Raw genomic sequence first — 18,086 nt, 5'->3', positions numbered from 1 at the left:
CACCTTTATTTTGTAACTTGGCTGGCTAATTCTGCGACTTTGCTGAAACCTGCCGGATCGAGGACTGCCATTTGCGCTAACATTTTGCGATTGAGTTCGATGTTGGCTTTTTTGAGATTGCCCATCAACTGACTGTAACTCAAACCGTGTAGGCGTGCGGCGGCGTTAATGCGGGTGATCCACAGACGACGAAAATCGCGTTTGCGGTTTTTGCGATCGCGATAAGCACTCCGCAGCGCTTTCATCACTTGTTGATTAGCGGTTCTAAACAAAGTTGAGTGAGAACCGCGAAAGCCTTTGGCTAATTTGAGAATTTTTTTGCGGCGTTTACGAGCAACGTTACCGCGTTTTACTCTTGTCATTGTTTAATTTGGGATTAATTTACAAATAGGGAAGCATTAAGCGTACATTTTCAGCATCGCGTTCGTCTACAACTGCCATTTTTGACAATTTCTGCTTTTTACTAGTAGTTTTGTGCTCTAGAAGGTGATTTTTGAAGGCTTTGCGACGCATAATTTTACCTGTAGCGGTAACGCGGAATCGTTTCGCCGCTGCTTTACGGGTTTTTAGTTTGGGCATAAACTAACTTAATTCGACACGATCCCTAATTATAAGCTAAAAGAAATAAATTGAGCTAATTACAAAAGCGCGGAGGTTTTATGCTAACCACCAAGAAGCTGACTTTTGAGGAATTTCTCGCCCAGTACCCAGATGGCTATGGTATCTTTGAACTTGTGAATGGCGATCTGGTTCAGGTGGAAGCGACTAGAGCAGATAAGAATGTAGCCAGATTTTTAATGTTTGCTTTTAATAATGAAATTGACCGCTTGGGACTAGATTACATTGTTGATAAGGATATAGTCTTCAGAACTAGAACGGCAAGTGGAAAAGAACAAGGTAGAAACCCTGATGTGGGTGTAGTTCTTGCTTCTGTATGGAACGAAAATGTATTAGCAGGCGCTTTAATTGAACCGATACAACTTGCTGTAGAAGTCGTATCAACTAACTGGGAAGATGATTACGTTGATAAGTTAGACGAGTATCAACGGCTGGGTATTGCTTTCTTCTTGGATTGTTGATTATCTAGCTATAGCCTCCCGCAATTATCTTGGTAATCCGAAAGTTCCCTCGGTTTTTGTTTACCAGTTAATTAACGGAGAATATCAAGTTCAACAAATAAGGAGTCCGATCGCATTATCTCATAGACTTTCCCAGAACTGGCGATCGCAGTCGAGCAAGTCGTTACCGCCAGCTTGATTCATAAATTGTAACAGAGTACGTGAAATTGAGAGCGTTCCCGATCAAGGGTTGCCGTAGGCATCGCTTGTCTTAAAGACGGTACACCAACGCCAAAGAAATCTACAAATTTTCTTCCCAAGTCAAAAAAATCTATATCTTAAGTATGATGCAAATAATACCGCGCAAACCTATAATTTTTTGGCAAGGCAAAATAAATCAAAAATCGATTAGCTTACACCAGAGTTTGCGGGCAATAGCCTAATTTTTTGACAAACTGCTCCCGAAACGCTTCAATTTCCTCTTTATTAGGGCTACCGTGAGAGACAATCGATATTTGGTAGCGACGCATCGTTTTTACAGGACACTGCCCAGATTCTAAACTTAGAAGTGCCATCTGCAAACGCTTTTGTGGCTCGTAGCTAATTCCTAATTCATTTAAAAAAGCTCGAAGGTTTCCAGATTCCAAAGGCGTAATCTGACTATTTAGCTTGATTCGCACTAACCAGCCATCAATCTCATGAATTATCGTCACACAGAAAACGGGTATTTCCGGTTTGGCGTGCAGATGTTGAATGAGTCTCTTGGTTAAACTGGCGTTTGGCAGAAAGTACAAGTATTCTCTATCGGTGCTTAATTTCATAAGTGCTCCTTTTATCCGGTTTCTACATCTATCAAAAGTGGTATATATGGCAGATATAACATATCATCTTTGAGGAAGATATCAACCAATCTCGCTGTAATTCTTAATAGGCGTAACTTAATTAACTGATGCATTTTTGGGATTGACAAAACTCTCGTACAGACGTTCCACTGAAACGTCTCTACTTATTTGAACACTGTTGTCATCATCACACATCCGGGAAACTGCTGCTTTAACGCTGGAAAAACCGGACATGCAGCTTGTTGTTGTAAATTATCCGGTTTACTCCAAGTAAATGGTGCTTTTTGGGCAGCAGACATCCACAACAAACGCTTTGCCCGCGTCATGGCGACATATAATAAACGGTATTCTTCAGCAGTTTTCAGGTGTTTTGCCTGTTCCCAAGCAGCGGTGGTGCTGGGTATACTTTCTTCACCGTGGAGGGCAGCGCGAATTTGAGCGCGAGCAACTTCTGATAAAGTAAAGTCGCCTAAAAACTGCCTTTGGGGAGGAACCCAAAACCTACCGGGAATTAAGTTTTCGTGCAGAAAGGGCAGAAAAACAAAGTCCCAATCTAGTCCTTTTGCTTTGTGCATGGTGATGATGGTAAGTTGACCGCGACGAGTGTAACGCGCTTCTACATCTTCGGTTTCCACAGGTTCAAATCGTTCGGAACTGACGATTTCACTTAAAGCTGCCAGCATCGTCCCCATTGAACTATTACCAGCTATTTGCCGATTTACCCTTTCTGCAAGTTTGTCTGCTGTTGCAAGTTCGGCTTGGTCGTAATTTAACACCAAAGCGATGAAGGAAATTAGCTGATACAAAGGCAGTTCTAAACGAGCGCGAAGTAAACTCCGACACAAGCGGCAGGCTTTTTGCACCGATTCTGTTTGCGGTGATGCCAACGGACCCGGATAGAGAAATTCTTCGGGAAGACTGGCGAGGGCGTTGAGGTCTTGGGTGGGGACTAACTGACGCTGTACCAAGACTTCTAAGGCAGCTTTCAGGTAATCGGGGGAATGCGGGCGATCGCAAAATTGCAGTATTGCCAAAATATCTTCTGGGACATGAGAATGGCGATCGCGTTCCCCCACATCGTAAAGTACAATTTTATGCTCTTTGCACACAGGGGCAAGCGCTTCAGCTAACCAGCGTCCTTGGCGATTTTCCCGGACTAACACTGCCGCACGGGTATTCGTTGGATCTTCGGCAAATAACTCAATTACCCTTTGAGAAAGTAACTCAACGGTGTGATGAATATCGCGTGGGGTGTAAAGTTCTAATCCCCTACCGATTGGTTGTGGATTAACATCATCTCGGCGATGATTGAGTTCAACCGGGTAAATTGTTTGCGGTCGAAATGGAGTTGTGGAAATCCGATTATTTGCCCTATTTAAATTAGTTAAATCCTTTTTATAAAGATTATTCACCCATTCCAAAGCAAAGTTTGCCGCTGAAATTATAATTTCACTACTGCGACCAGCCTGATACATTGTTACGAGTCTGTCTTGCGCTTTGCACTCTTCGCAAAATTGCCGAAAATAAATTGGATCGGCTGGGGTAAAGCTAGAGTTAATCGCTTGGTTAGGATCGCCGACACGCACTAAGTTGATTAAGGATGAGGCAGACAAGGGAGAGGGGGGGATGGGGAGAGGGGGGGATGGGGAGAGGGGGGGATGGGGAGAGGGGGGAGATGAGAAAGCAAATTCTTCCTTGTCTCCTTGTCTCCTTGTCTCCTTGTCTCCCTTATCCCCCACTCCCCCACTCTCCCCCTCCTCCCCATCGCTTGCCAAAATTTCTAAAAGCTTCGTCTGCAATGGGCTGGAATCTTGAGCTTCGTCTTCAAAGACGGCGAAAACTTGGTTTTGCTCAATTCGTCTGGCGCTGTCGTTTTCTAAGACGCGCAAGGCGGCTAAAATCATGTCGTCGTAGTCGATGAAGTCACGCGATCGCATTAAATTCTGATATTGTTCATATAATCCGGCGGCTACGCTCAAAATGGCGTATTCGTCTGTGGTTTGTTTACTCCACTCGCGTAACTGTTCTGGGGATATACCGGAACTTTTTGCTTCATGAATCACTGTCAGCGCCAATTCTGGCAATACTTCGGTTCGCAGTACTGATTGGCGACGCAATCTTTCTGTTTCTTCACCGTCAAATTGATGACCTTCTAACAATCGGAAATAACGGTCTGAATTATTGCCAATCCATTGTTCGACGGCGGTACGGATAAAACGGTGACTTTGACTCGGTGTGATTAATGTGACATTTTCTAACTGCAAACCAGATAAATCGGCATGACGACTGGCGATATTTAATGCCAAACCGTGCAAGGTATAGACAGTGAAACCTGTTTGAGGTAGAGATAAATTGTCTCTTAAATATTCGCGAATTTTCGCTTTAATATTGGCAGCGGCAGAGCGAGTAAAGGTGACTACAATCAGTTGACGACGCGCTTTTGTGCGGCTTTCTTCATATTGACGAGCGATCGCGATCGCCGCAGTCGCAGCCATACCTGTAGATTTCCCAGCACCGGGAACTGCGGAAACAGCTAATGGACCAAAACGCCAATCAGCCATTTGTTGTTGTCCTAGTCGCAAATCGTTGCGGATAAGCGCTACAGCGGTTTCCCGCACCTTAGAAGCTGATTGCGGAGATATTTCTTTTTCGGAAGAGTGAGGCACCGGATCGGTAAAATTAGTGTCTGACATAAAGGGGAATTGGGAATTGGGCAATGGGCATCGGGCAATGGGCAATGGGCATGGGGCAATGGGCAATGGGCAATGGGCATCGGGCATTGGTAATAATTCTTTTTTTCCCTTTTCCCTGTCTTGAAAAAGTCTGATCGGAGGAAACCTCCGCTCAGATTTTCCGCTTTTCCCTTTCCCCCTCTTCAATTCCCCATGCCCCATGACGGCAGGTGCTCCACTTGGGGAGACCCCAAGACCGCACTGCCTCCCCCATGCCCCATGCCCAATGCCCCATGACGGCAGGTGCTCCACTTGGGGAGACCCCAAGACCGCACTGCCTCCCCCATGCCCGATCTTTATTAATAGCTAAATAATGAAAAAACGTGTTTGCATACATTATCTAATTTTAATTGGCGCGATCGCTCTTGGCGCAATTTTGCGATTTTGGCATTTGGATTTAAAACCGTTGTGGATGGATGAGGTGATTACTGCTATCTTCAGCTTGGGTAAAAGTTATAATGATTTGCCTTTAGGTGTGGTGTTTCCGCTTGAGCGAGTGCAGGAGATTTTTACTTTTCAGCCGAAAGTTAGCTGTGCGGAAATTGCTGAAAATATTGCCCGACAATCTACGCATCCACCGCTGTTTTTTTGCTCTATGCACGCTTGGCTAGGGTGGCTGAGTCCATTGGGGCAAGAGTGGGTGGAAAAATTGCGATCGCTTCCGGCTTTATTTGGTGTGGGAGCGATCGCCGCAATTTATGCTGTTAATCTTGCCTTTTCTAAAACATCTGGTTTAACGGCAGCAGCTGTGATGGCAGTCTCACCTTTTGCTGTTTACCTATCCCAAGAAGCACGACATTACACTTTGCCCATGCTGTTGATAACTTTAGGGTTATTAGGACTAATGCAAATTCAGCAAGACATATTTCTCAAACAAAAAGTTAGATTTTTTGTTTGGTTTAGCTGGGCAATTATTAATAGTATAGCTCTTTATGTACACTACTTTTGTGTTCTTGCTTTTTTAGCGCAGATAGCAACGTTAATTTTACTTATATATTATCCAGCTACTAAGTCTATCAAGCAAATTAAGCGTCAAATCTGGTTTGCCTTAATTCTATCTATTAGTGCTGTTGCGATTAGCTTTATTCCTTGGTTGATGGTGACGCTGAGTCATTTTCATCGTTCGGAAACTGATTGGCTGAATTCTCCCGCACACATCGCTCCTTTTTATCAAACTTTGATTAACTGGGTGTTGATGGTGATTAGCTTACCTGTAGAAAATCAGCCTTTACCAATAGCGATTATCTCTGGTTTGTTAATGTTGATATTTGCTATTTGGGTAGGACGGCAAATCTTTCTAGGTTTAAGGGTTTTGTGGGGTACACCAAAAACTCATTTAGCTACATTAACGCTTTTAAGTTTCTCTGGTTGGGTGTTGTTAGAATTCTTTGCCATTGTCTATTTCTTGAATAAAGATATTACTATTGTTCCGCGTTACAATTTCGTTTATTATCCGAGTTTCTGTGCCTTAATAGCAGCTAGCCTTAATAAAAGTCAAAATTCGTCTTGGAAAGTTTGGCGGGACGGTACAGGCAACCGCCACACCAGTTCCCTCAAACTCCTCCACCCCCGCACGGGACTGGCTCAACTTTCCGCAAAATTAAAAAGTAAAAATTTATTAATTTTTTTCCTGGTTGGTGTTATCAGTTCTATTTTTGTTGTTTCTAACTTAGTGTTTGAAAAGCCTTTCAAGCCAGAGCAAGTCGCTCGTAATATCAACCAAAATCCTGCTGTGCCGCTGATGGTTGTTATGGCATATAGAGATTATCAAGATGTGGCTTTGGGTTTAAGTTTTGCTTTGGAAGTGGAAAAAGTTAGAAAGATTATCAAGAGCGAAAAGTTAGATAAATTTGCTTTTTTTAAGAACTCGCAAGAACTTTCTGTTTGGCAACAACTTTCTCAACTACCTGCACCCGCAATTTCTCAAATGAATTTATGGGTTATTGCACCGGGAATAAAACGACGAGATTATCCACCGCAAATAGCAATGTCTCGGTTCAATTGCACAATTGATTCTAGGCAGCATTACCGGATTGGAGTGCCTTATCAATTGTATCGCTGTATGTAATGAAGGAAGAGGGGGAAAGGGGAAAGGGGAAAGGAAAGAAGTTTTTCTGGACTTTTAACCTTTAAAAGCGAAGATATGAGCGGTGAACCGCTCACTAAGGGTGAGATTACAGGTTAGGGACGTAATTTCTTGAATAATTTTTTGAGCGATCGCCAAGTAGAATTCAAGATGCTTCCAAATATGCGGAAAAACTTGCTTAAACTCTCTTTGAGAGTTGCTTGTGCGCTCGTCTCCCCAAATTCAAGCTGAATGACTGTACTTGGATTATTTAGTGAGGTAGGAGGTTCAGGAGCTACTTTTTGTTTACTGAGAAATAAAAATGTGACTTTACTTCCCGGACCTAAATCTATTTTATCTCCTAAGTTGAGCGGGTAGCGATTTTTTGGTTCTAACCTGATATTATTGAGAAATGTCCCATTAGAGCTTCCCACATCTACAATATAATAAATGTTTTTTTCTATTTGAATTTCTGCATGATTGCGTGAAACAAAATTGGCATTTGGCAAATCGGAGACATTGATATCTCCTAAAAAGTGACTTTTTGGTTTGCCAATGCGAATTGTAGTTAAATTTGGTAGCAACGCGAAAGAAGTGTCAGTTTGAACATGAAAAAGCTCTAAACCTAAACCCATTATTGGTAATCTGCCTGAGTTTTGCATAACTTGCTTTTGCAGAGCAATTTCTCATTTTATCTAAATTCTTTGCTTTGGTAGCAAAAAGGCTCTGTGGTAATCATACTAGATTTAGCAACAAAAAAGTCACGCATTCAGGAGTCAGAAGTCAGGTAGAGACGTTCCGCAAGAGAGATTTCTGCACGGGAGGCGCAAAGTTGGGAGTCAGGAATAAACTTAACAAGGTTCACTCTGACTTGATTCTGAACACTAACAAATAGCTTTACAAACTGTATCCACACTACTTTCTAGATTGGGACTTACGCAAAAATCGTCAAAAAGCTTAATTTATCTAACCGCTTTCTGGAGCGAGAGGCTTGTCTGCGACACGCTTCTCTTCTCCTTCAAAGAAGGGAACGAGAAGATGCCAAGAACACCTTCTTTCCCTTGAGGCTTCTCTATGAGAGGCAGGCAGCTACGTTAACGCGCAGCGTCTCGCTCCAAAAGAATTCGTAAAGAGCTTCGCACCCCTGCATCCAGATAACTTGTATTCCACAATATCAGTGCATTTACAACCAGCCGAGAATTCGGTAAATTTTCTACAAAAGAGCTAAGTAATAAATTTTACCATTATTTTTGGTAATTTATTTTCTGATTATTTATTCTGATTGTTGTTAACCAACAAATATTCTTTATAATTACTGCAAAATAGCAGTTTTCAATCAATTTTATCTTAAGTAGAGTTGCAAAAAAACATTTCCTACTGGTTCGCAGTAGTACTTAATTTTTTGTTTGCCATAAATTTATTAATTTATAATATTTTATACTTCTTTATAATAATTTTGCCAATCAATAGCTTTTTGGTAAATATTTTCACAAGGATTAAATGTCAAAAAAGATACTACTATTAAATATAGATGTTTAACGAGGTTTAATAAACAATACCAATAAGTAAAAAATAATACATATTTAAGTTGACAAGGATTTGCTGTATCGTGTTTTTGGAGAGAAAACCATCAGTTTGCTGGTTTTTAGATACCTGCAAAGGCTCTCCGTTGATTACAAAGAGGTAAAAATTATGTCCACAACTTTACAAGCACCCTCAGTAGAATACTTGGAACAGCTATTACAGATGGCTGCGGTTGATGCCGAGTTCTCTCATGAACTTCGGAATCATCCAGAAGCGTTTGGCATTAATGCCGATATTGAGTTACCGAACTCAGTCGAGAAGCAGGACGAGTCCTTTGTGGAGTTGTTAAACGATGCTTTAGGGCAACTCGACATCATCGTTGCGTGTGGTGCTACCTGTAGCTTCGGACCCATAACCGCCATTTGTGATGGCGCTACCAAGTAAATTGGTTGGTAATCTTCAGGTAAGTTGATAGCCCAAAGCTATCGTCAGGCTAGCAGCACAATCCGCGTGCGAACCTAGCCTGATTTCACAGAAAAGCTTTGGTATCAGAAAAATAGCTCAATTGGCAAAGCTGCAAAGAATTCGGGAAATAAAACCACAAATTCTCAGTCATATGATATTGTTCTAGATTCTAGATAAGACTGCAATTTAGTATGAGATGATTATGCTCAATGATTCTTTTCTCCTCAAACTAGCCTGCCGTGCTAGTAATTTGTCAGAGCGCGATTTCATAGTTCAACAACTATCTCAAAGCAAGGCACAGGCAGCATGGAAGACACCTCTGAGTCCTCTGGATAGTTGGAACATAAAGAAACTAGCCGGTAAATTAGCTGTACAGCCAGTTAAGGAAGCTTATGAGAAAGGAACCATTAGTCAATCGCTCATAGATGATTTACAAAAGCTGCTGAGTGACTATAAATTAGCTGAACGCAATTTAGACAACTTGTCTGAATCAGATAAATTAGTGTTTATCGAACTCCATCGTCAATGGTTGCAAGTTTATCAAGCAGCGATCGCAACATTAGATTTACCACAAGACAAATTTGACGATAGTTACTGGTATAAAAGAGATATTTATTACGGAAAATTTGCGAAAGTTTGCGAGCCGTTTTTGCGACTGTTACACCTGACTTTGCAACCGTTTTGCGATGCAGTCGATGCAGCTACCGACAATTGTCAGATTCATCAGCAGGTAGTGACGGATATTGAGCTTCACTTGCTGAATCGGTTTGATATGCACCTAGCCTGGGCGCTGGAAGCGAATATCAATATTTACTGTTCTCAAAACAAGATTGAGAAATCAACAGATAATCCTGATGCCTATATCGCCTATCTGGAAAAAACCTTTGCGACTCAGGAAGATTATCATCATTTTTATTGTCAGTTTCCCACGCTGGGACGTTGGTTAGCGCAGGCGACGTCTTTTGTGTGCCATCAGGGGGAAGAACTGCTGCAACGTTTAACGCGCGATCGCCACGAACTGAGTGCAACTTTCTTTGAAGGTAAACCGATTTCAGCGATGAAATCCTTAAAATTAGGCAACTCTGATTATCATGGCGGCGGTAAGAGTGTGGTGATCGTGGAACTAGAACTAAACAATAGCGAACCCGCCACTATTGTTTACAAGCCTCGCTGTGTGGAATCGGAAGCAGCAATGCAAGGTTTGCTTAAACATTTTACTCAGCATCAAGTTGTTGAGTTTGCGAGTTATAAAGTTCTTTGTAAAGAAGGATATGGGTATGCCGAGTTTATTCCTTCAGGAAAAAATTATGTCGAAAGCAAGCAAGCTGTTGAGCGATTCTACCAGCAACTAGGGGGATTTTTAGGTATTTTTTATATCCTTGGGGGGGGCGATCTGCATCATGAAAATATTCTGGCAACTGATGGGAACGCTTTCATCTGCGACTGTGAAACGGTTTTAGAAGCAGTGCCTTATGGCATGGACAAATTACCCGGAACAGTCTTTGATTCGGTGTTTAAGACTGCCATGTTGGAATGGCCTAGTGATACTGCTGCTGATAATGGCAATCAGATGAGGATTAGCGGTTATAGCGGCGGCGAATCTTACGAACTCTCCTATACCGTCCCCAAGGTTAACGACCACCGCATGTCATTGGCTTTAGGAATTGAACATCAAGGCGGGGTACGGATTGAAGTTGAAGCCACCAATCGCCTATATTACCAAGGTCAGCTTGTACAACCCCAGGATTATAAAAGCGAGATTGTGGAGGGGTTCAACCGGATTTATGAGTGGTTTCAGCAGAACCCACAAAAGGCGATCGCGCTCATCCAAGACTTATTCTCATCCTCCTGGGTGCGCTTTATAAATTGGGGAACACAAGCATATGCTAAGTTAATTGTTGCTGCGCGACATCCAAAATGTCTCGCCGAACCACTGGAAGTAGATTTGCTTTTCAATACTTTAAAAGAACACCATCGGCAGTGGGACGAGAACAGAGAATTGGTACAGATGGAACTGGCAGCAATGTGGCAATTAGATGTCCCCATCTTTACCACAAAAGCAGCCAACAGTCAAGATTTGATTGCTAACTATCAACAAGCACTGCCTAATATAGTAGCAATTACGCCTCTGGATAATGCCTGCCGACGGATTCAGAGATTGTCTACAGAAAACCGAATCATCCAAAATCAGTATATTTATACTAGTTTATCTCCTGAAGAAATCAATAGCCCTTATTTCATTGCCTCAGCTGTTAACTATGCTCAACAAATTGGCTGGCAATTGTGCGAACAGCTTGAACCAGACACCAGCAACGCTCCGTGGAAAACCTATGAATATACTCCCACTGGAAAACGCCTTATAGATATCAGCGGCGATCTCTACGATGGCTCTGCCGGAATCTGCCTATTTTTAGCTTATCTAGATGCTATTCAACCACAGCCAGAATTTCGCCAAGCGGCAGAGCGAGCTTTGTCACACGCCATAGAGCAACGTAATACTACGTTCATTGGAGCCTTCCAAGGAACAGCGAGTTTGATTTACTTATTGACCCACCTCGCTCAACTGTGGAACCGACCAGCACTGCTTGAGCTTGCGGTACAGTTGAGTGATGAAGTTAAAGCCAGAATTCATGAAGACAAATACTTTGATATTCTTCATGGCGTCGCCGGACTAATTCCGGTGATGCTAAATTTGGCAGCGGCGACAGACGGTAAAGGAATAGATTGTGCTGTGCAGTGTGCTGAACACCTGCTTGCGGAGGCAACTCGCCGAGGTGATACTTTGAGTTGGCGTGGAGAGCGATCGGATCTAGCGCGAGACAATTTTACTGGTTTTTCTCATGGAGTCAGTGGCATCGGTTGGGCGCTGATAAAGTTGGGTTGCCACCTCAATCAGCCTGAGTACATTACAGCAGCTCGTCAAGCGTTTGCATATGAAACAGCTAACTTTGATCAACAACAGCAGGATTGGTATGATTTACGCAAAACGGTAATGACATCAGAAGACCCAAACCAGAAACATTTTGCTAACGCTTGGTGCAACGGTGCAGCCGGAATTGGTTTAAGCCGGATTGCGAGTTGGGCAGTTTTAGGGAAAACTGATGATGATATCTTGCGCGATGCTTACATGGCGCTCAATGCAACTGTGCGTAATTTCCAAAAGCTGGGAAATGATTCGCTATGTCACGGCAAAGCGGGTAATGCGGAGCTATTCCTGCGAATTGCCAAGCTTAGAGACCAACCTTATCTACAGATGGAAGCGAATGTGGTTGCACAAGCGCAGTGGCGCAATTTTGAGAAAGCGCGGCGCTGGATTTGCGGGTCTAGTGGGAACGATATTCTCCCTGACCTGATGCTTGGAATCGCAGGAATTGGGATGCACTTTTTGCGGCTAGCTTATCCGGAGCGCGTTCCTTCGCCGTTGCTACTCGACCCACCTCCAAAGGTGTAGGTTAGATTTAGCAACGAGATTTCGTCGTTTGGCAAGCTTAAATAGAAGGTTTCAGGAGTGGAAGAATGACAAAAGAAAAAATAATGAATGGAATTATTTTGGTCTGCTTGTTGTCATTAGGATTTCTACTAGGAATGCCATCAACAGCCTTAGCTTTCAAAGTGCCAATTCACGAACAAATCACCCGAGAAGTGTTTGCTGATTTCCAAGTGGTGGCTGGCGGTCAGACACTCAAATTTACTGATTACGCTATTAACCAAATTGTGAACGCAAATAAGCACACAGACGATCTCCCCAATCAGGCTAATAGTGAAATGCATTTTGACGGTGAAGACTTTGCTGGTGGTAGTAAACGGGTTATGGATCTCAAAGAAAAAGTCATTAGCAAAGTGACTACCGAGGAGCCTGAATCTACCTCAGCCCGTAACGATTTAGGGACTGCTTTACATACTATCCAAGACTTTTATGCTCATAGCAACTGGGTAGAACTCGGTCATAGCAGCCCGAATATCAACAGAAAGATCGGAACGGAAATATTTTCTGGAGCAGACAAAAATACCCCAACCTGTCCTACAGATCCAGGAACTCTCGGTGGTGCAGGCTTAAGTCAATTAACTTCTGGATATTTCATCCTCAGCAATCAGTTAGCTTGTGGCGTTCCTCAAGGAAAGTGTCGTCATGGTGTTCCCGTGGTATGCCCTGATGGACTCAACAAAGATGATGACAGTCGCCCTGGATTTTTAACTGCACGACCCTTAGCTGTTGATGCTACCAAAGATTATCTCAACCAGATTTTTAGCGACTCTCGCATAACAGGTAATATTAATGTTATCAAACTTTTGATGCGAATAAATAATTAATCAACATCGTCCATTTTTTTAACCATTTTTTTTAACCATTGTTTTTGAAAGACTGGAATTTTTTGAGGTAGCAATGTCAAAAGAAGCTGTAATCAACTTTTATGAAGCCATCTTTAATTCATCAGAATTGAAACAGGAAGTTAAAGCAATCACGCGACCAGAAGAACTCACTAAGTTAGGAGCAAGGAACGGCTACTATTTCACGATAGAAGATATCACCCAAGCAGATGCTTCTTATGCTCCAAAAAATAACAAACCACTTTTCCCCACCGATTCTGACACTGATGTTAGCAATAAATTCCCCCAGTTTTACCATTATGAGTTTGAATTCTCGGAGATTCCGGGGTTTGAGGAAATAGCCCAAGAATTTGAAAAACTCAAAATCAAGCCCAGTACAGTGGATTTAAATTTGTATGAACAAAACTTTCGGGAAGAAGATTTAAAGTCTACATATGTCTCCCCAGCTTCACCGGGATTTAAGCAGATGTATGACGAATTACAAAATTCCTATTTAGATGTCCCCGAACCTAAACCTGAATATGCATGGTGTCCATTTCACTTAATTAACCTGGACGTTTATGTAGAGCATCCGCTTTATGAAGATTATTTTCGGGCAAAAGTGAAGCTACTCAAGCTTTTAGAAGATTATTTTGCAACTCAAGTCAGGTTTTCTGGAAGCTTATGGTATCCCCCAAACTCCTATAGATTGTGGCATACCAACGAAACCCAACCTGGTTGGCGAATGTATCTGGTTGATTTTGACTATTTTCAAGCTAAGGACGAGGGAGAAGCATTTTTCCGCTACATGAATCCCAAAACTAAAGAGTTAGTTACCCTAGAAGAAAAGCCAAAAGTAGTCAGATTTTTTAAAATCGAAAAAGAGCCAAGCAAATTATTTTGGCATTGCATTGCTAATACTACAAACTTAAATAGGTGGAGTTTTGGGTTCCAAATTTATAGTAAATGGATGGAGAAATTATTGCAGACTGCTTAAATAGAAAACCTCAGAAATAAAAAAATGAAATTTGTCTGCGTGTAGGATCGAGAAAAGTACGGGATTTCACCGTAAAATAATCAGCAGCACTTTATAAACCAAGAGGCGAGAAAAAAGTTATGAATACAGGCGAGAAAAAAGGTACGTTTAGAGGTTTGGATCGAGATGAAATCCGACAAATACAGATGTTAATGTTCCTGTGTATGTGTCTCTCACCGCAGAGCAAGCTACGTCAGTTGCTGGAAATGGCGTTAGCAGCCTCTGAAACTGAAACAATCGCTAAGGCTCAGGCGGCTCCGTGTGATGATGTAAGTGTGGATGGTCTGTTTATTTGGTTAAGTTCTGTGTTTGGGCAAGGAGATATGACAGAGTCGGAAAAGCAATTGCTGGAGTGGCAAAATGATGACCGCAATATGTTACCCGCCATTGATGAACTTAAGACGATTGAAAGCAAGCTGGGCTTTAAGATTAGCATCGAAAAACTTAATTCACAATAGCATCAATATGATTTAGCACTTACGCACAAGAATGAAAAATACGAACCGCAAAGACACAAAGGACACGAAGAGAAGACGGTTTCAAAGGGTTTTTGCGTAAGTCCTATGATTTTCTAATTTTTTTTGTGAGTCATTGCGAACTGACTGCTTTTATTAAGAAAAAGGAGGTCTTGCATGGGTAAGGATGTATTAAAGTATTCTCCTATCGCTCCACGTGAGTGGCGATCGGTATTGACAGCCTACGAAGCTTCTGCGCCGTACAATTATGCCGTGATAGACGATTTCCTCCAACCTGATGTTTGCAAGCAGCTTCATCAAGAGTTATTGAATCACCCAGGATGGCGCAACCAGGACAACACGGGGCAATCTCTCGTTAGCAATATGGCGCCTGGGATAGAGACAATTTTTACCATTGCAGAATCCCTCAAGGAACAATGCCCCTCTTTGTTCTCTGAGTATGAGTTGATTGAGCATTGGGCGCTCATGTACCCTAAAAATGCGTCTGGAAAGGTACATTCTGACATTGGGGCTTTAACTTTGAATCTCTGGCTAACGCCAGAGGAGTACAACTTAGACTCTTCTGGGGGTGGTTTAATTTTTTTTGATGTCAAACGCGAGTCCGAACCTCCGCCTGGTAAGTCTTTGTCATATCTTTGGTCAGAGGAGTATATGAAAGAACATACCAAAGGTCAAAAGGTCAGCGTCGGTTACAAATGTAATCGCGCACTGTTGTTTGCAGCGAGTACCTTTCATCAAACTGATGCTTTTCGCTTTGCCAATGGGAAACCGGAGTCTCACCGAATCAATCTTTCTTTAGCATTCGACAATCCTACGGTTTATCGCGAGCGTACTCGCTCGTTGAGAGAAGCATTTACCAATGGCAGTAATGGAGAATGACAAGCAATGCAAGCTCTAGGAAGTTTCTTTGCATGTCCGCCAGAGCTTTTTTTTAGACCTATACAGATATTGCGTCTGTGCAGGCGTGTTCGAGAACGTAGCCCTAACGAGTTTGAAGAAGTCGTTCTCCCTTGGAGGCATAAGATTAAAGTACGACCTGATGAGTATATCGGTTCTTGTATCTGGACAATGGGGCTTTACGATCTCTGCCTGTGTGAATCCATCTGGAAGCTGCTCGATCCGGGTGAATTTGCTGTAGATGTTGGTGCCAACATTGGGCAGATGACAAGTGTTATGGCAGCCAGGGTTGGTCGATCTGGTAAAGTATTTGCTTTCGAGCCTCATCCAGAAATATATGAAGAACTACTCGCAAATATCAATCTTTGGGTTGAGACTCCTAATTTAGCTAAGATTTCTCCTCATCAGGTCGCTTTGAGCGCTCAAGCCGATAAGGGGTGTCTGTATATCCCTGAAAGTAAGATATGGGGTGCAGGTTTTGGCACGAATAGAGCGATCGCTTCCTTGGACTTGGATAGCGACAAGACAAGTGCCGAACCCAAAAATTACGTTGTGGTTCAGCTAGAACGACTAGATCAATTGTTGGAGGATAATCAATATATAGGACTGCTAAAAATTGATGTTGAAGGACATGAACTGGCTGTTTTAAAGGGCGCTGTAAAATTGATTAATAAAAATCAAATTCGAGATATCATTTTTGAGGAACATGCCAATGACCCTCACGCGACCCTAGTTACCAATTTCTTAGAAGAGCATGGGTATACCTTATTTTACTTAATTAAAGAATTTTGGGGTCTGGATGCAGGTAGCCTTAAAGAGGGAAGAGCTAAGTATAGCAATAAAGTTTACTATAACTGTCTAGCAACGAAAGAACCAGAACGTGCATTGACACGTCTAAAAAAGAGGGGCTGGGCTGTATTAGGTGTTGCCTTCTGAAGGTGATTCAAAGTTCGCTTATAGCGTTCGATGAATCGCCCAATTAGCTAAGTTTCCACCTTCCATTCTCCAGCAGTTCTAGTAATAAATGGTGGTACTTCACCAAAGTCGGACGATGCCCAACGCTCATGTAGGTTGTTCCGGTTTCCACAAGATGCTGGTACAGATTTTCTTCGTTTTTGATATCCAAAGCGCTAGTGGCTTCATCGAGGATGGCATAACGAGGTCTAGCAATCAACAGACGGGCAAAAGCAACCCGCTGTTGTTCTCCCAAGGAAAGGACATCAGACCAATCTTGTTCGACATCTAAACCACCGAATCTCTCAACTAAGTTTGGTAAACCAACTTGTTGGAGAACAAGATAAAGTTGCTCGTCATTGTATTGAGTCTGATTATTTGGATAAATTAGCTGATTGCGTAGTGTACCCAAAATCATGTAGGGGCGCTGGGGCAGAAACAGCATTTGACTCAGATTCGGGCGGACGATTGTCCCCGTACCAGAATTCCATAAACCGGCGATCGCCCGCAACAGCGAACTTTTACCACAGCCACTCGCCCCCATCACCAGTAGTCCTTGTCCTAAGGGCAATTCTAAAGATAAATTTTCCACTAGGGTTCTTGAATAGTTCGGAGTTTGCAGCGTCAGTTGCTTAATAGCCAAGCAAGAGTCTTCAAGTATATTGATTGTCGGTGCATAAACTTCTATTGTGTTTTTCGTTTTATTTCGTTGTTCAAGATACTTTTTAAAGGTGTACAATCGCTCGATTCCAGCTACAAATCCAGTCAAAGAATTAAATCTATTAACAATCAAATTTAATGCGTTGAAAACACTCATAAAAGCACCCATAGACTCAGAAACTTTACCAACTTCCATGTCTCCCGCTAGAATCCTAGGAGCCAAAATTACTACTGGAATCAGGATGGGAATAAATTGATAAAGATTAGTTAGTAAACCCAGATTAAACTCGCGGAATATCAGGGAATTCAAATTTGCAAATACCTCGTTAAATAGCTTTTTTGCAGAGCTTGACTCTTGTAATTCCCCACGATAAAAAGCTATTGACTCAGAATTTTCGCGGATTCTTAGCAAGCCAAAGCGGAAATTTGCTTCTTTTTTTAACTGTTCAAAACGGAGCCTAACTAATGGTTTACCGAAAATTACAATCACTAGGACAGTGCCGAACAACATATAAGCTACGATTAATAAGACTAAAGGTCTATAAATATTCCAGAGAACCACACTAAAAGCGATTAATTGAAGCACTCCCTGAACGAGCGACACAAAAAAACCTAAAGCATCTTGAGTAAAACCTTTGATATCTTCCGAAATACGCTGGTCTGGATTGTCAATTTCTTTATTGAAATTTAGGTAGTAATATCCCCGATTTTCTTTCTCCAAATATTTATCTATAAAATGTCTCGTCATCCACCGCCGCCAGAAAATTCCTAGCTTATTCACTAAATAACCGTATCCAGCATAAAGTGGAATATATACTACTAAAATCCCTAAGAAAGTAAGTACAGCTTGCCAAAACCTCTGTGAGTTTTTTTGAGATAAAGCGGAAATAAAAATGCCCTGTTGCTCGTTGAATACTACGCTCAGATTTGTGTAGCTTAATAGAACTAACCCTATCAGCAGCAGTAAAGCAAATGCACCTATTTTCTCGCTTCCAAGCCAGTAAAGTTTTGCAACCGCCCAAAACTGCTTCAGTGGTTTCAAGTTTAATCGATTCATATTCAAACTTTT

17 protein-coding genes are annotated in these 18,086 nt (G+C 42.1%); 11 read left to right on the top strand and 6 right to left on the bottom strand.

Translation table 11 applies throughout. The features are described from left to right. Positions 1-5: 5 nt before the first annotated feature. Positions 6-362: a 50S ribosomal protein L20 gene (rplT, locus tag AABK37_RS12405; protein WP_432551868.1), complete on the bottom strand. Its 357-nt coding sequence runs from the start codon at positions 360-362 to the stop codon at positions 6-8. A gap of 19 nt (positions 363-381) precedes the next feature. After that, the gene (gene rpmI, locus AABK37_RS12400; RefSeq protein ID WP_432551867.1) at positions 382-579 is read right to left on the bottom strand and encodes a 50S ribosomal protein L35; all 198 of its coding nucleotides are present in this window, start codon (positions 577-579) and stop codon (positions 382-384) included. Positions 580-659: 80 nt separating this feature from the next. Here rpmI and AABK37_RS12395 point away from each other — a divergent pair, with 80 nt between their 5' ends. Together AABK37_RS12395 and AABK37_RS12390 are read left to right on the top strand one after the other, a co-directional pair. Beyond that, positions 660-1,079, top strand: a complete 420-nt coding sequence (locus AABK37_RS12395) for a Uma2 family endonuclease (RefSeq protein WP_432551866.1) — start codon at positions 660-662, stop codon at positions 1,077-1,079. Continuing rightward, complete coding sequence (locus AABK37_RS12390; protein WP_432551865.1) at positions 1,057-1,257, top strand: hypothetical protein; 201 nt, start codon at positions 1,057-1,059, stop codon at positions 1,255-1,257. Before AABK37_RS12395 ends, AABK37_RS12390 begins: the two co-directional genes overlap by 23 nt. A gap of 214 nt (positions 1,258-1,471) precedes the next feature. On the opposite strand, the gene AABK37_RS12385 is transcribed toward AABK37_RS12390, so the two are convergent. Together AABK37_RS12385 and AABK37_RS12380 are read right to left on the bottom strand one after the other, a co-directional pair. Further along, positions 1,472-1,879 carry a hypothetical protein gene (locus AABK37_RS12385; protein WP_432551864.1) on the bottom strand — a complete coding sequence of 136 codons (408 nt, stop codon included), beginning with the start codon at positions 1,877-1,879 and terminating at the stop codon, positions 1,472-1,474. A 185-nt stretch (positions 1,880-2,064) separates the two neighbouring features. After that, the gene (locus tag AABK37_RS12380) at positions 2,065-4,593 is read right to left on the bottom strand and encodes an ATP-dependent helicase (RefSeq protein WP_432551885.1); all 2,529 of its coding nucleotides are present in this window, start codon (positions 4,591-4,593) and stop codon (positions 2,065-2,067) included. Positions 4,594-4,811: 218 nt separating this feature from the next. Here AABK37_RS12380 and AABK37_RS12375 point away from each other — a divergent pair, with 218 nt between their 5' ends. Continuing rightward, positions 4,812-4,946, top strand: a complete 135-nt coding sequence (locus AABK37_RS12375) for a hypothetical protein (protein ID WP_432551863.1) — start codon at positions 4,812-4,814, stop codon at positions 4,944-4,946. Further along, complete coding sequence (locus tag AABK37_RS12370) at positions 4,946-6,700, top strand: glycosyltransferase family 39 protein (RefSeq protein ID WP_432551862.1); 1,755 nt, start codon at positions 4,946-4,948, stop codon at positions 6,698-6,700. Before AABK37_RS12375 ends, AABK37_RS12370 begins: the two co-directional genes overlap by 1 nt. Before the next feature lie 113 nt (positions 6,701-6,813). Here AABK37_RS12370 and AABK37_RS12365 read toward each other — a convergent pair whose 3' ends face one another. Next, positions 6,814-7,359, bottom strand: a complete 546-nt coding sequence (locus tag AABK37_RS12365) for an FHA domain-containing protein (RefSeq protein ID WP_432551861.1) — start codon at positions 7,357-7,359, stop codon at positions 6,814-6,816. Positions 7,360-8,389: 1,030 nt separating this feature from the next. Between AABK37_RS12365 and AABK37_RS12360 the strand changes: the two genes are divergently transcribed. The 7 genes from AABK37_RS12360 to AABK37_RS12330 all read left to right on the top strand — a co-directional run bounded on the left by AABK37_RS12360 (position 8,390) and on the right by AABK37_RS12330 (position 16,339). Beyond that, positions 8,390-8,665 (top strand): cinnamycin family lantibiotic, encoded by a 276-nt coding sequence (locus AABK37_RS12360; protein ID WP_432551860.1) that lies wholly within the window; start codon positions 8,390-8,392, stop codon positions 8,663-8,665. A gap of 223 nt (positions 8,666-8,888) precedes the next feature. After that, the gene (locus AABK37_RS12355) at positions 8,889-12,137 is read left to right on the top strand and encodes a type 2 lanthipeptide synthetase LanM family protein (RefSeq protein ID WP_432551859.1); all 3,249 of its coding nucleotides are present in this window, start codon (positions 8,889-8,891) and stop codon (positions 12,135-12,137) included. A gap of 65 nt (positions 12,138-12,202) precedes the next feature. After that, positions 12,203-12,997 (top strand): HET-C-related protein, encoded by a 795-nt coding sequence (locus AABK37_RS12350; protein WP_432551858.1) that lies wholly within the window; start codon positions 12,203-12,205, stop codon positions 12,995-12,997. Positions 12,998-13,070: 73 nt separating this feature from the next. Then, a complete protein-coding gene (locus AABK37_RS12345) occupies positions 13,071-13,991 on the top strand; it encodes a Nif11-like leader peptide family natural product precursor (protein ID WP_432551857.1) in 921 nt (306 codons plus the stop codon). Positions 13,992-14,110: 119 nt separating this feature from the next. After that, positions 14,111-14,488, top strand: a complete 378-nt coding sequence (locus AABK37_RS12340; protein ID WP_432551856.1) for a DurN family substrate-assisted peptide maturase — start codon at positions 14,111-14,113, stop codon at positions 14,486-14,488. Positions 14,489-14,662: 174 nt separating this feature from the next. Next, positions 14,663-15,385 (top strand): hypothetical protein, encoded by a 723-nt coding sequence (locus AABK37_RS12335; RefSeq protein ID WP_432551855.1) that lies wholly within the window; start codon positions 14,663-14,665, stop codon positions 15,383-15,385. A gap of 6 nt (positions 15,386-15,391) precedes the next feature. Further along, positions 15,392-16,339, top strand: coding sequence for an FkbM family methyltransferase (locus tag AABK37_RS12330; RefSeq protein ID WP_432551854.1), 948 nt, complete (start codon positions 15,392-15,394; stop codon positions 16,337-16,339). A gap of 43 nt (positions 16,340-16,382) precedes the next feature. On the opposite strand, the gene AABK37_RS12325 is transcribed toward AABK37_RS12330, so the two are convergent. Next, the gene (locus AABK37_RS12325) at positions 16,383-18,074 is read right to left on the bottom strand and encodes an ABC transporter ATP-binding protein/permease (RefSeq protein ID WP_432551853.1); all 1,692 of its coding nucleotides are present in this window, start codon (positions 18,072-18,074) and stop codon (positions 16,383-16,385) included. Positions 18,075-18,086 lie beyond the last annotated feature (12 nt).

The organism is Tolypothrix sp. VBCCA 56010 (assembly GCF_050875635.1).
In the GTDB taxonomy this organism is placed as follows: Bacteria; Cyanobacteriota; Cyanobacteriia; order Cyanobacteriales; family Nostocaceae; genus Hassallia.
Note: the sequence above shows the minus strand (reverse complement) of the source record. Positions and strands in the feature narration are given on the sequence as shown.